This window comes from Gemmatimonadota bacterium (assembly GCA_039715185.1).
GTDB lineage: Bacteria > Gemmatimonadota > Gemmatimonadetes > Longimicrobiales > RSA9 > DATHRK01.
Genome location: JBDLIA010000022.1, coordinates 1 through 13,696, shown reverse-complemented (window position 1 = coordinate 13,696; position 13,696 = coordinate 1). Strand labels below are relative to the sequence as shown.

Sequence of the window (13,696 nt, the reverse complement as noted above, 5' to 3'; positions counted from 1 at the left end):
GCGTGGCGACTGGCGGGGGCGGCTACCTCCCGCGGTTCCTGCTGATCGCGGCGGCCCTCACCGTGGTGAGCATGGGGGCGCTGTACGTCCTGTACGACCCGCCGCCAGGACTGTCGCAGTCGGACGTCTTCGGCAGCCCCGTGGCGCGCAACGCTCCGCGGCGGGATCCCGTTCGACCGACCGGCGGCGTTACGCCGCGCCGAACGAACGAGCTGCCCGCGCTGGCGCGTGAGACCCCGCCCGAACGTCCCGCGCCGCCTCTGAGGGTGCAGGGCGCCCCCGGCACGACGCTGGACCGGGCGCGCGCCGCCGTGGGGGCTGGTGACTACGCCGCGGCCCGCCGACTTTTCGAGACCCTGTCCGAGCGCGACCGTCCGTTCGGCGTCCGCCGGGAATACGCACGCGCGCTGGCGTGGGGCGGCCAGCCGCAGGCCGCCGCGCGCGAGCTGGAGGCGCTGACGTCCGCGCGCCCCGACGACGCCGGGCTCTGGCTCGAGCTGGCGCGCTACCGCTGGTGGGCGGCGCAGCCGGTGCCGGCGCGCTCGGCCGTCCTCCGGGTACTGGACGTCCGGCCGGGAGACGTGGAGGCGACCGCTCTGCTGCGCGAGATCCGCGGCGGGCTGCGGCCGAGCGCCGCGGAGGCGGCGGCGTGGCTGGCCGAGAACGACGCGCCCCTGGAACGGCTGTGGCTCGGGCGCGCGCTGGCGCGCGAGGACCGCCACGGCGAAGCGCTGGTGCACCTGCGCTACGCGGCGTGGAGCGGTGAGTTCGCGGATTCGCTGTGGCTGGAGTACGCCGCGGCGGCGGCGCAGGCGGACTCCGCCGCCGCGACCGCGGACGCGCTCGACAGGTATGCGCAGAGGGCCGATCCGAGCCGCGACGTGCGCGTCCGGCTGGCGCGCGCGCTGGCCTGGGCCGGCCGTACGGACGAGGCCTTGGCGACCTACTCCGCCCTGCTCGCGTCGGCCGACGACCCGACGCTCCGCATCGAACGCGCCCGCCTGCTCGCGCGGCAGGAGCGTTGGGAGGAAGCGCGCCGGGATCTGAGGACCGCGCTTGCGGAGCGTCCCCAAGACCCCGACGGCCTGCTGCTGCTGGCCGACATCGAGTGGTGGGCGGGGTCTTCCCCCGACGCCGCCCGGCTCTACGAGTCCGCGCTGGAGGCCCGCCCGGACGACCAACGCGCCGCGCGCGGCCTGGAGCTGGCGAGCGCGGCGTTGGAGGCCCGCCCGCCCGCCCCCGATAGCACGCAGCGCCCGCCGCCCGCGGGCCGGTGGTCGGCAATCAACGAGACCTTCGGCGACAATCAGGCGTTCCGCTGGTTCTCCAACGCGGTCACGCGGACGTGGTTCGGCGAACGCGCGGTCTGGTCTGTTAGTGGCCGCTCGGACGTGCTACAGGGCTTCCCGGTCGACGATCTGGACCTGACCGCGGTCGGGTTCGCGCTGAGCGGCCAGGCGCGCTTCACGACCTCCGATCGCACCTGGCTGACGCTGGGCCTCGGCGCGCACGGGTTCGAGCGGGCAGGGACCCACCCCACCGCGACGGTGGGCATTACCTGGGATCCGCGCCCCGGCACCCGCCTGGAGGCGGCCTACGACCTGGGCCCCGCGGTCCGCCGGTCTGCCACCTCCGCGGCGGTCGGGGCCGACGTTATGTCCCACCTGGTGCGAGGCGGCGTCGCCACGCGAGCGGGGTCGTGGAGCCTGTCGGTGGCCTCCGAGAACGAGTTCCTGGCCTCCGATCTCGGCGAAACGTGGCGCATCGGTGCCTCTCTCGACGCGCGCAGGCCGTTGGGCGCCGGCTTCTCGGCGCTGGCCGGGGTCGCGTTCGTGGGTACGACGGGGGACTCACCGGCGCTCGACGGCGACCCCTTGTACTGGACGCCGGACTACTACGTGGCGCCGAGCGTGGGCCTGGCCTACGAGCGCAAGATCGGCGTCGACCGATTCGCCGGCCTGCGGGTGCGCCCGTCCTACGTGTTCGTGCGCGAACGCGGCCCGGAGCGACGCTTCTTCGACGAGGAGGTGTTCTTCTTGGGCGCGGGGCTGGACATGAACCTCGCGGGCGACGGGTGGGACGTGCTGGCGTCGATGGACTGGACCGGCGCCGCCTTCGAGGACGGCTACCGGGGCGCTCTGCTCAGCGTCCAGTGGGTGACGAGGCCCACCTGGCCATGAGGCGCCCCCGTTACACGCTGCTGTTCGTGTCAGGCATCCTGCTCGTCGTCGGGCTGGCGGGCGTATTGTCGGTGCTCATCTGGTCATTCTTCGCCCCGCCCGATATCCAGAACGTGCTGGTCCGCGCCACCGTGGTGACGCTGATCCTCTTCCTGGGCATCCTGGTGCTGCGCTACATCGTGCTCCTCTGGCTGGGCTACCTGCAGCACGTCGAGCAGGCGATCGGCCCGGAGGAAGAGCGCAAGGCGACACCGGCGATGCTGCCGCCGGTATCGGTGCTGATCCCGGCGTTCAACGAGGGCCGCGTGATCCAGGACGCCATCCGCTCCGTGCTGCGGCTGGACTACCCGCGGCTGGAGGTGCTGGTCATCGACGACGGCAGCACAGACGACACGGCGGCCCGGGCGTCAGCACTGGAGGGCCGGCACGGCAAGGCGACAGTGCGGGTCGTGAGCAAGGCCAACGCGGGCAAGGCTGCGGCGCTGAACACGGGCATCGCGCTGGCGCGGTTCCCGTTCGTCTGCTGCATAGACGGCGACTCGACTCTGGCCCCGGGTTCTCTGCGCGCGGCCATGCGGCACTTTCGAGACCCACGCGTGGCGGCGGTGGCGGGCAACGTAAAGGTGGAGAATCGGCGCAACCTGTGGAGCCGGCTGCAGGCGCTCGAGTACATCGAGGGGCTGAACATGCCGCGCCGCGCCCAGGGGTTCCTGCGCGCGGTCAACATCATTCCGGGCCCCATAGGCGTGTTCCGCCGCGACGTCCTGCGGCAGGTCGGCGGCTACGACAGCGACACCTTCGCCGAGGACGCGGATCTCACGCTGAAGATCCTCACGAACGGCTACCGCATCGAATACGCGCCCGACGCCATCGCCTACACCGAGGCGCCGGAGAACCTCATGGGCCTGCTTCGCCAGCGCTATCGCTGGACGCGTGGAATTCTGCAGGCGATGGGCAAGCGCCGCTCAGCTCTGCTCAACCCGAGGACCGACCCGGCGGTGTGGCTGTCGGTGGCCATGATGCTGTTCGAGGCGGTCATCTGGCCGTTCATGAACGTGGTCGGCAATCTGTTCTTCGTCGGCATCTTCCTGGCGTTCGACGCCGGCGCATACGTGGTGAGCTGGTGGTTGCTGCTGACGCTGTTGGACGTCGCCGCGGCGCTTCACACAGTGGCGATCGAGGGCGAGGACCTGTCCCTCGTGCCGCTCGCGGTCATCTACCGCTTCTTCTTCATCCTGTTCATCGACGTCGCCAAGCTGCTCGCCTCCGTAGAGGAGGCGCTGAAGCTCGAGATGACGTGGGGCAAGCTCGAACGAGTGGGAAGGCCCGTATGAACGTCCTGGAGGTCATCGTGCTGGTCATGGTCGTGACCATCGTCGTTACGATTACGCTCGCGGCGACCAGCTACGCCGCGTTCCGCGTGCGCGAGCGACGGCGACCGGCGCCGGAGGAACTAGAGCGCGAAGGGCCGATGTTCTTCGAGCGCGTGCGGCTTCCGGCGCTGAGCGATGCTCGGGGTGAGCGTCCGCAGGCTGCGCCCGACCCGCTCGGGCTCGGGCTGGGGCGCCCGGCTTCCGAGCCGGAACCGGAGGAGGGGGGCTAGCCCGCCGTGGCAGGCACGCGCTCGAGGCTCGCGGCCATGCTCGGCTCGCTGGCGCTGCTGGCGGGACTCGCGTTCGGCGGCCTCTGGCTGTGGCGGACGCTGCCGCCCACCTCGGGCCTGGTGGGTACGCCGGAGCCCGGCCCGGAGGTGGCGCCGACAGCTCTTCCCGCCGCGGTCCCGCTGGGCTCACTGGCCGGCGCGGTGGTCGCCATCCTGGAGGAGCCGGAGAACGTCCGCGTGACCCCGCCGGGATTCTACGCCGCCGAGGTCTCCGCCTGGCGGGAGCTTCTGGTCGAGGGCGGCGCGCGCATCGTGGGACCGGGCGATGCGGCCGCGCTGATCGTGCCGTGGGGCGCCTGCCTGGGCGCGGCGCAGCGCAACCTGATCGTACGCCATCTCTCGGCCGGCGGCGGGCTCGTCGCCGTGGGGCCAGTGGGCTACGGCGGCCGGACCTGCGCCCCCACGGCGGATACGCTGCTGCACTCGCTGCTGGGGGGCGCGAGTCAGGTGGCGCGACTCGACGAACGGGGTGGCTCGCGCTTCGCGGTGGCCCTGGGAGAGACCACGCTGGCGGCGGGGGTGCCGCCCGGCGCGCGGCTCGAGGTTCGCCCCGCGGCGAACCAGTTCGTGTTCCGCGGAGGCGATCGCGACGTCTACTACGGCGACTTCGTGCGCGTGCCCATGGCCGCGAACGATGAGCGGTTCTTCGATGGGGCGATCGCGCGTTCGCTGGTGGGGGTCGGGCGCTCCGTGGTGTTCGGGTTCGCGCTCACCCACGCCGAACCGGGCTGGAGCAGGGACGTGGCTCGGCGGCTAGCCGCGAACGCGGCGCTTTGGGCGGCGGGCAGGCCGGTGGTGCAGTTGGCGTCGTGGCCGGGCGCCGCCAGGGCCGGGGTCGTCGTCGCGCAGGACGTTCAAACGCGGCCGGAGAACGTGCGCAACGTGGCGGCGGCATCGGCGGACCGTATCCCCGTGAGTTTCTTCATCGCCGGGCCAGCCGCGCGAGAGCACGAGGAGGCGGTTCGGATCGCGGCGCGGGTGGGTGAGGTGGGGCTCCGTCCCGCCGCGGGAGATCGCGCGGAGGCCGGGCCCGAGGATCGGCGCGCGCGCCTGTTGAACGAGGGTCGCGAGGCCGTGGGCAGAGCGGCGGGCGCACCGGCCCTCGGGTTTCACTCCGGCGGCGGGGTCCCCGACGCACGCACCCTGGCCGCCTGGCGGGCCGCGGGAGGCGAGTACGTCTACGGAACGAGCGACGTGCGCACGGCAGGCCCCGAGATCGTCCCGCTCGGACGGGACTCCGTGGTGTTGATCGTCCGCGCCACGCCGGACGATTTCCACTACCTGACGGTCGACGGGGTGCGTGATCGTGGTGAGTTGGTGGGGCGATTCCTGGCGGACCTGGACCTCGTCGCCGAGTTCAGGGGGCTCTACGTCCTGGGCACGCACGCGCATACCTTGGGGCGCCGGGATTTGCTGCCGACGCTCGTGGCGCTGCTGGACGAGGTCGCCGGGGACTCGACCCTGTGGGCCGGCACGGCCACCGACGTGGCACGATGGTGGCGAGCACGCGCGAGCGTGGAGCTCACCTTGAGCGCGGACGGCAGGGAGGTAGTGGTTCGTAACGGGGGGGCGCGTCCGCTGGAGGGCGCGGTGCTGATCGCCGATCGTGCGGGGGCCGACAGGGCGGTCGTGCGGTTGCCCTCGCTCGGGCCCGCCGAGCAGCTCACGGTACGACTCGAACCGGCGGGGCCGGCGCAGACCGCCCCGGTGGAGGAGGATTAGACCATGCAGCAGGCGTTGATTCGTTTCGGGCAGTTTCTGCTGAGGGTGCTGGGAGACTTGTGGGGGTTCGTGAAGGGGGTGGCGTCCGCCATCGTCAACAACTTCAACACCTCGTGGATCTTCATCCTGTCGGCCATCGCCGTGGTCGCGGCCCTGTACGCGCTGCGGCCGCGAGGAGGGGGTAGCGCGTAGGGTGGGGCATTCGGGGTCTCAGGACGCCGCTTTGCCCGCCCCCTAGGCCGCGCCCGATTCGGGTCGGGACAGGCCGGTCCGGACGGCGTCGAGCAGGGCGTCCGACCCAAAGGGTTTCTCCAGCAGTTCCGTCCCCGGCGCCAGCGCCCCCTGATGGGCCACTTCCGATTCAGCGTACCCCGACATGAACAGCACCCGCAGGCTGGGCCTTTCCGCGACCAGGTGCTCGGCGAGCTCGCGGCCGCCCAATTCGGGCATCACCACGTCGGTCAGCACCAGGTCGGGGTTCACGCCGCTGGCCAGCGCGTCCAACGCCAGCCTGCCGTTTTCGGCCGACACCACTTCGTAGCCATTGAGTCGCAGGACGTCGCTCACGAAGCGGCGCACGGCGTCTTCGTCCTCCACGACGAGGATGACGATGCCGTTGGAGGTGAGGGGGGTACCGGCGCGCGCTGGGCCGGGCGAGCGGCTCGGACGCCTGCTCTCGACGTCCCCGGCGACCGTGGCGGAGGACGTCTCGTCGCCGGGATCCGGCTCGTCTGCGGGCATTGATGCAGCGTACCCGTCGAGGGGCACCGGCGGCGCGGCATCCCGCGGGAGCAGAATGTCGAACCGCGTACCCCTGCCCGGTACGCTCCGCACCGCGATGTCGCCGCCGATCTGCGTGACGACACCGTACACCGTCGCCAGCCCCAGGCCGGTGCCTTTGCCTCGCGGCTTGGTGGTGAAGAAGGGCTCGAAGATGTTGGGGAGCACGTCCTCGGGGATGCCCTCGCCGGTGTCGGTCACCGAGATGCGCACGCACGGCCCGGTGAGCACCTCGGAGCCGAAGTCGCGCGCGGGATCGGGCGCCTCGTTGGCCGTTTCGATTGTCAGGATTCCGCCGAGCGGCATCGCGTCGCGCGCGTTCACCGCCAGGTTCAGCAGGACCTGCTCGATCTGGCTCGGGTCGCCGTGCACGGTGCCCACCGCCGGATCGAGGTGAGTGACCAGGGCGACGTCTTCGCCAATGAGCCGCCTCAGCATACGCTGGACCTGCTCGATCACCTCGTTGGGGTCCAGCGGCCGCGGCTCGTGGACCTGCTTGCGGCTGAACGCCAGGAGTTGGCGTGTGAGCGCCTGGGCCCGGCCCGCCGCACGGCTGATTTCGGCCATGTCGGAGCGCAGCGCCTCGTCGTCGGGCAGCCTGCTGTTGACCAACTCCGCGTACCCCATGATCGACATGAGGATGTTGTTGAAGTCGTGCGCGACTCCACCCGCGAGGCGGCCCACCGCCTCCATCTTCTGCGACTGGCGGAGCTGCGCTTCGCTATGAGAGAGGGCGTCCTCCACCTCCCGGCGGGAGGAGATGTCCCTGCAGAACATCGACACGCCGTTCACCGATGGGAAGATGTTCACCTCGAGCCAGGGCGCGTCGGCGAACGAGTGGAGCTGTAGCTCCATCCGGCGCGCGCGCCGTCCCTCGGCCGCCTCCAGGCAGATCCGGTGGAAGCGCGTGCCGAGAAGCTCGGGGAACGCCTCCCAGAAGTCGCGCCCGAGGAGCTCCCGTCGTGGGCGTCCGCACAGACGCTCCCCGGTGCCGTTGACGTAGCTGAAGCGCCACTCCTCATCGAAGGCCAGGAAGCCATCGGTCAGACTCTCCAGGATGCCGCTGACCCGGACCGTGGCCGCCTCCGCCTCCGCCCGCGCCGACACCGCCGCGTCGTACAGCCGGGCACTATCCGCCGCGAGCGAGGCGCGCATGCAGAACTCGCTCGCGAGCTCCGCGTCATGGCGCGAGAAGCCCGCGCCCTCACCGGTCCGCGCGAATACCATCGCCCCCAGCGGGCGTCCCCGCGCCTGCATGGGGACCATCAGGATCTCTCGGGGCTGTAGCGCCTCCAGCTCGAGGCGCTCCTGGTTGGTGCGCGCGTACAGCGCCAGGTGGGCGCGATTGTCGGGCTCCTTGCGCAACACCTCGCCCGACCCGGCGACCGCCAGGACACCGTCGAGGGGGTGCGGGTGGTTGGGGGAAAGTGGCGCGCGCCTGAAGGCGGTTTCCAGCGTGCTGGTCAGTTCCTGTGCGTCCGCGTGCACCGCGACCCGCTGAAGCCTGCCGCCTTCGTCGTACACGTAGGCGGCCGTCCACGTGGCCATCCGCGGGACAGGCAGGCAGGCCAGCCGCTCGATCGTCGTATCGAAGCCCAGCGAGGTGTCGAGGAGCGCGTTGGCTTCCGCCAGGAAGCGCGCGCGCTCCAGCGCCCGCGCCTTCTCGGTGTCGTTCTGCAGGAAGAGCTCGCCGAACCAGTCCCGCACCACCCTCGGGGCGAGAGCCGCCGCCGGGGCCGCCGTGGCGAGGATGTAGAACGGTCTGAGGTCGATGGCCCCCAGGCTGCGGTCCGGCATCGCGACGAAGTAGGCGTGGTATCCGGTCACGAACGCCGCGGCCGTGACCCCCGGTAGAAGTCCGCCTACCACCGCCGAGTACAGGACCAACAACAGGGCGACGACCGGTACCGGAACGATGTCCACGCCAAAGGAAGCCATCAGCTCCATGGACACGAGCGCGGTGGCGGTGGCGATCGGGCCACTCATGACCTTCCAGCGCGACGCCCCCACCAGCCGGTCCCGGATCAGGTCCCAGGAGGAGAGGAACCCTACGTCCACGGTCCGCGGACCCTCGTGAGCGTCCCTCGGAGCGGTCACCGAAGCGACATTGCCGACGGCTTCCGCGTCCGGAGTGCGTGCGTCGGCGGGTTCTGACATCGGTGGGCCGCGGCGTGGCAGGGCCGTCAGGCGGCCCGACCTCCATCCGTCGGTCGCCCGTGCGCCGCAGCGAGTTCCCCTGCGGCTTCAACGCCGAGCGCGGGCTCACCGGTCAGGCTCTCGCGGATCATGTCCAGGAACGCGTCCAGTACCACGGGATCGAAATGCGTGCCTCGGCCGTCCTCCAGCGCCTGCACCGTTTCGGGAAGCTCCATCGCGGCCTTGTAGGGACGCTCGTGGAGCAGCGCGTCGAATACGTCGACGACCGCTACCACTCGGCCCGCGAGCGGGATGCTCTCCCCCTTCAGGCCCTCGGGATAGCCGGTGCCGTCCCAGCGCTCGTGGTGCGTGAGCGCGATGGTGGCGGCGACGTCCAGCAGGGGCACGCCGCTGCCGGAGAGCAGGTTCGCCCCGATTGCGCAGTGCTGCCGCATCAGGTCCAGCTCCTTGGGGGAAAGCCGGCCCGGCTTGAGCAGGACGCCGTCCGGAATCCCGATCTTGCCGACGTCGTGCAGAGGCGCGGCGCGCCGGATCAGTTCGACGTGCTCTTCGGGCGCGCCGATGCGCGACGCCAGCCGGCCCGCCAGCTCGCCCACTCGCCTGGTGTGTTCGCCGGTCTGGTCATCGCGGTACTCCGCGGCCCGGGCCAGGCGCTGTAGAATCTCCAGGCGCGCCTGGTGCAGGTCGCGCGTGCGCTCGCGAACCATCTCCTCCAGGAGGTGGTTGTGCACCTCCGCACGGAGGTGGAGCATGCGCGTCTCCAGCAGGTTCTTGATGCGCAGCAGCACTTCGCCCGGGCTGAACGGCTTGGTGAGGAAGTCCTTGGCTCCGCTGGCGAGAGCGCGCGCCTTGATGTCCGCGCTCGTGTCTCCCGTCAGCACGAGAACGGGCAGGTAGGTGTCCTGGGGGATCCACGGCACCAGGTCCTCGAGAACCTGGAAGCCGTCCTTCTCGGGCATCCACAGGTCCAGCAGGATCAGGTCCGGCTTTTCCTTGGCGAAAAGTGTGAGGACTTCCGTGGGATCGGTCGTGCTCACGAGGTGGTGAAACCCCTCCCCGCGCAGCACTCTCTCGATGAGCCGGACGTTGGCCGGCTCGTCGTCGACGATCAGAATCCTAGCTGACTCGAGATCTTGCATGACACCCTTGTACGAGCTGGCAGGACCAGGGAGCGCGTAAGAACTTGAGCAGCCGCCATGCCAGATATCCCTACATCGCCACAATGACCATAAAAGGGAGATAGTTGAAGGCTACAACATGAAGTATTACTTGAAGTGGCGTGGCACGAAGCGTCCGCTCGGAGCGGTGCAATCCGTTACGGGGCTTGCAAAACGCCAGAGCCGAGTGACCCCCTGGAGACCCCTATTCGTATCGGGAGAGGACTGCCCTGAGCACGGCGTCTATGCGATCCAGCCGGTCGAACTCGTTGCGCGATTCCAGCAGCGCCTGGCGCCACCCCATCTCGAGGTGGATTCGCTCCCCCAGCAGGAACGACGTCTCGCGGTCCTCGTCCACGCAGGGCAGCGTGGCCCCGGCGTCCATGGCCCTGGCCGCGACTTCGCGGAACAAGCCGATGGAGTCGGCTCTGCGCGCCCGGAGACCGGCTCCGACAGCCGCGTAGTCCACGTACGACTCGACGAGCGCCTCGTAGAATGGCTCCTCGGACTCGATGCCGTCCCGGATGGCGAACCGCTCCACGCCCTGCACGAGGATCAGAGAGCGGCCGTCGGGGATGGGCTTGAACTCCAGAATGCGTGCGGCGCAGCCCACTCTGCCCTCGTCGATCAGGAAGGGGCCGGATGCGTCCGGGTCGTGGTAGACGAGCCCGAACTCGCCGCTCGTCTCCACGCAGCGCGCCACCATCCGTCGGTATCGGGGCTCGAAGATGTGCAGCGGCATCTGCATGCCTGGATACAGCACGCTCGGCAGGACGAACAAGGGAAGGCGGCGATTGGGGCTACTCATGTATTCAAACTAGCCGCTGGACCGCCGGCTCGTCCAGGCGGCGGCCACGCCCGAAGGTGTGCCTCAGCCGCCTTCCAGCGCGCCGCCCGCGGCGTCCCTTGGAGCCGCGCGAGGGCGTCCGTACGCGGCTCCTCCCCTGAGCGCCCACGCGGTCGCGAGATGGACGGGCAGGGCCAGCGCCACGATGGCCCCGTTCACCTGGTCCAGCCCCGGCAGGACCTGCGCGAAGAAGCCGATTGCCGAAAGGGCCGCCACCGCCGCGGAAAGGCCCGCTACCAGCCGGGTGGCGCGGCCGCGCAGGATGGCGATGGGTCCCAAGATCGCCAGCCCGAGCGACAGCGGGGTCATCTGGACGACGTTTTCGTTGCCGTAGGTGAACACGTGCTCGGTGCCCAGCCAGAGGCCCAGGATGATGGTCCCCAACAAGCCGGCGAGCAGTCCCCAGCCGCCCACGACCAGGGCCAGGCCTCGCCGGCTCCACCCAGCGCGCGCGGCGCCGGCGCGAGACCCGAGCAGGGCGATCAGCGCCGCGAGGCCCAACCCCAACGCGAGCAGCTTGGGGATGAGGGAGGGCGGCGCCTCGGGGGGCGCGACCGCGGTGGACTGGTGGATGGTCCACTCGCGCCGCACGAGCGGTTCGATCGAGCCGTCGGGCCGGGCGACTTCGGCCGCGCGAACGTGCGCGCGCAGAGCCATGGGGATGAAGGACTCCTGCCACGCGGTGGCGGGCGCGTCGACGCGCGGTCCGATCGCCAGCAGGAGGCCGGCGTTCAGGGCCACATCGACGGCGGTCAGCCGCTGCGTGTGCGAGCGGTAGTTGCCGGTCGCGGGCGTTGCCTGGAGGAGCCGGGCAAGCGCGCCACCGGCGGCCTCGTCGAGGGCGTCCCTCACGCGCGTGGAGCAATTATCCGTGTAGTAGTTGTAGTCGTAGAAACGCCGCGCATCGGTGTCCAGCTCCTGGAGAGAGGCCAGCAGTCGGCGCCGGGCCCGCGCGTCCAGCGCGAGCTCCTGAACCCAGATGGATCGATCGACCTCGCGGTACGTCTGGAAGTAGGCCCAGGACGGGGCCGATCCCATCCAGTAGCGGAGGTAGCCCTTCAGGAAGCGGCTCACGAAACCGTCGCCGAAGGAGAACCTGCCCCAGTCGTAGATCCGGTCCACGCCGAGCTCATTGTCGACGATCCAGATGCCGTTGTGCCCGAAGCGCTCCCATACCGCCGCGCCGGGTCCGAAGGTCACGAGATAGACGCCCGGCCCCGGGGATTCGAGCGGGGCCTCCTGAGCCGCGGCCGACCACGGTCCGACCGCCGCGCTCGCCGTGGCGAGAAGGACGGCGGCGGCCAGGGAGGCCGCGAGGCGACCCCGGCGACGCTCGCTGTGCGCGCCTCGCGTCGGCGTGTCACTCGGATGGGACAGGTACGTTCTCCATGGTAGACGACCAGACGCCGACGGGTTTCGGGGCCCGCCCGGCCGCGGCGGGCATGCCAATATCGCCGAACCCCGGAATCGGCGCCAACCGCGGTCCACGACCGCCATTGCCTGCGCCGGTGATGTGACGCGTGGCCCCTGGTTTGCTTCTAAGTAATGGGCGCGTCCCGATTTCGCTTGCGGTGGAAACCCTTAGCGGGTATCGTGCGCGCCTGCGAAACCGAAACGAACAAACCAAGCCGGACCGGGTTATCTACAGCCGGCAAAGTCGCGGTTGGATTCGCGGCCGTACCAACGACCGACCAGGCGATCGGAGAGAGCACCCCATGATCCCGCACTCCTTAAAGCGAGCCGCGATGCTCGGCCCGTTCCTAGCACTCGCGGCAGCCATTGCGTTGGCGCCGCCCCTGCAGGGACAGGGCCGCTTCAAGGTTCTGGTTCCGAATCTGGAGCCGCTCGAGGGCGCGAAGGACAACTTCGGCAAGGACGTGTCGGAGAAGCTGCGCGACCTGATCGACGACATGGACACGCACGTGTCCGTGGAGCGGGACGAGATCCGCAAGAAGCTGCGCGAGTTCGATCTGAAGGAGAAGGACCTGGGGTGCATCCAGTGGCGCCAGCTCGCCGTGCAGATGAGCGTGGAGCTCATCTTCTGCGGGGAGTACACCGAGACCAACAGCACGCGCATCGTGAACTCCAACTTCCAGGGCGCGCGCAACGGCGAGCCGTTCACGGTGCCGGAGTTCTCGAGCACCGACGACGACCACGCCGCCCAGGAGATCCACGGCGCCTTCCAGGACTACGTGCAGCAGCTTCGCTCCGCGGCTATCTGCGTGGACTACGTGGGTAGCCAGCAGTGGGACAACGCGTTGCGCACCTGCGAGGAGGCGCTGGCGATCAACCCCACCATGCAGACCGCGCTGTACTCGCGCGGCCGCGCCAAGCTCGGCAAGGCCGAGGGCATGGAGGGCACCAACGGTAGCCCAGGGGAGCGCGACCAGCTCGTCCACGGGTCGCTGTCCGATTTCGATGCAGTGTTGGAGCAGAACCCGGTGCACGAGGGCGCGATGCAGAGCGCCGGGTACGCGGCGACGCTGTTGGGCGACGGCGAGCGCGCGCTGGGCTACTTCCGGCAGATGCTCGAGCTCGACCCGGGCAACGTGGACGTGCGGCTGCGCGTGGCGCTGGACCTGATGGAAGCCGGCGACCCGGCGGGCGCGCTGACGCTCGCCGAAGAGGGCGTCGAGTACGCGCCCGAGGACATGACGCTCAAGCTCTACATCGGGCATTTCGCGCTGCCCGCCGCGCAGCGCTACGAGGAGTCCGAGGACGAGGCCGATTGGGCCCTGGCCAACCCCACGTACGAGAAGGCGCTGGCGAACTACGACGCGGTCTTCACCGCGCAGCCCGACTCGGCGGACGCGGTCATGCTGCGCAACATGCTCAACGCCATGCGCAAGCTGGAGCAGACCGACCGCGCCGTCGCCTTCGGCGATCGCGCGGAGGCGGCCCTGCCCGACGACGCCGGACTGCTGGTGCAGGTCGCCACGGTGCGCAAGGACGCGGGCCAGCTCGATCGCGCCATCGAGACGCTGGAGAGCGCGCGCGCCATCGACGAGAGCGTCGCCAACTTCGACGGCATGATGGCCTCCTGGCTGATCGAGGCGGGCCGGCTGGCGGACGCGCGCGCGGCGCTGTCGCGGGCGCGTGACGCCGGGTCCATCTCGGGGGACGACGCGGCCAACCTGCTCTTCGCCTTCGCCATCAACGGGCCGTACAAGGAAAAGAAGTGGAGCGAGGC

General features: G+C 70.4%; 10 protein-coding genes. 6 read left to right on the top strand and 4 right to left on the bottom strand.

The features are described 5' to 3' along the window. The first annotated feature begins 2 nt into the window (after positions 1–2). Genes ABFS34_06035 through ABFS34_06015 form a run of 5 tightly spaced genes read left to right on the top strand, consistent with a single transcriptional unit; the run spans position 3 to position 5,757 of the window. Complete coding sequence (locus tag ABFS34_06035) at positions 3–2,180, top strand: tetratricopeptide repeat protein (protein ID MEN8374993.1); 2,178 nt, start codon at positions 3–5, stop codon at positions 2,178–2,180. Next, positions 2,177–3,514, top strand: coding sequence for a glycosyltransferase (locus ABFS34_06030; GenBank protein ID MEN8374992.1), 1,338 nt, complete (start codon positions 2,177–2,179; stop codon positions 3,512–3,514). The genes ABFS34_06035 and ABFS34_06030 overlap by 4 nt, the downstream gene beginning before the upstream one ends. Beyond that, positions 3,511–3,783 (top strand): hypothetical protein, encoded by a 273-nt coding sequence (locus ABFS34_06025; protein MEN8374991.1) that lies wholly within the window; start codon positions 3,511–3,513, stop codon positions 3,781–3,783. Before ABFS34_06030 ends, ABFS34_06025 begins: the two co-directional genes overlap by 4 nt. Positions 3,784–3,789: 6 nt before the next feature. Beyond that, positions 3,790–5,565, top strand: a complete 1,776-nt coding sequence (locus ABFS34_06020; protein MEN8374990.1) for a hypothetical protein — start codon at positions 3,790–3,792, stop codon at positions 5,563–5,565. Between the two features lie 3 nt (positions 5,566–5,568). Further along, positions 5,569–5,757 (top strand): hypothetical protein, encoded by a 189-nt coding sequence (locus ABFS34_06015; protein MEN8374989.1) that lies wholly within the window; start codon positions 5,569–5,571, stop codon positions 5,755–5,757. A 42-nt stretch (positions 5,758–5,799) separates the two neighbouring features. Here ABFS34_06015 and ABFS34_06010 read toward each other — a convergent pair whose 3' ends face one another. The 4 genes from ABFS34_06010 to ABFS34_05995 all read right to left on the bottom strand — a co-directional run bounded on the left by ABFS34_06010 (position 5,800) and on the right by ABFS34_05995 (position 11,706). Then, positions 5,800–8,403: an ATP-binding protein gene (locus tag ABFS34_06010; protein MEN8374988.1), complete on the bottom strand. Its 2,604-nt coding sequence runs from the start codon at positions 8,401–8,403 to the stop codon at positions 5,800–5,802. A gap of 125 nt (positions 8,404–8,528) precedes the next feature. Continuing rightward, a complete protein-coding gene (locus ABFS34_06005) occupies positions 8,529–9,641 on the bottom strand; it encodes an HD domain-containing phosphohydrolase (protein MEN8374987.1) in 1,113 nt (370 codons plus the stop codon). A gap of 223 nt (positions 9,642–9,864) precedes the next feature. Further along, positions 9,865–10,467 carry an LON peptidase substrate-binding domain-containing protein gene (locus tag ABFS34_06000; GenBank protein ID MEN8374986.1) on the bottom strand — a complete coding sequence of 201 codons (603 nt, stop codon included), beginning with the start codon at positions 10,465–10,467 and terminating at the stop codon, positions 9,865–9,867. A gap of 63 nt (positions 10,468–10,530) precedes the next feature. Beyond that, a complete protein-coding gene (locus ABFS34_05995) occupies positions 10,531–11,706 on the bottom strand; it encodes a DUF4105 domain-containing protein (protein ID MEN8374985.1) in 1,176 nt (391 codons plus the stop codon). 545 nt (positions 11,707–12,251) lie between these two features. Between ABFS34_05995 and ABFS34_05990 the strand changes: the two genes are divergently transcribed. Beyond that, positions 12,252–13,696: tetratricopeptide repeat protein (locus ABFS34_05990; protein ID MEN8374984.1), on the top strand; the 1,445-nt coding region annotated here is incomplete at its 3' end.

Bases quoted from the DNA above. Each gene is read 5' to 3' on its own strand.
- ABFS34_06030 (MEN8374992.1), top strand. From the start codon at position 2,177: ATGAGGCGCCCCCGTTACACGCTGCTGTTCGTGTCAGGCATCCTGCTC.
- ABFS34_06025 (MEN8374991.1), top strand. From the start codon at position 3,511: ATGAACGTCCTGGAGGTCATCGTGCTGGTCATGGTCGTGACCATCGTC.
- ABFS34_06015 (MEN8374989.1), top strand. From the start codon at position 5,569: ATGCAGCAGGCGTTGATTCGTTTCGGGCAGTTTCTGCTGAGGGTGCTG.
- ABFS34_06005 (MEN8374987.1), bottom strand. From the start codon at position 9,641: ATGCAAGATCTCGAGTCAGCTAGGATTCTGATCGTCGACGACGAGCCG.
- ABFS34_06000 (MEN8374986.1), bottom strand. From the start codon at position 10,467: ATGAGTAGCCCCAATCGCCGCCTTCCCTTGTTCGTCCTGCCGAGCGTG.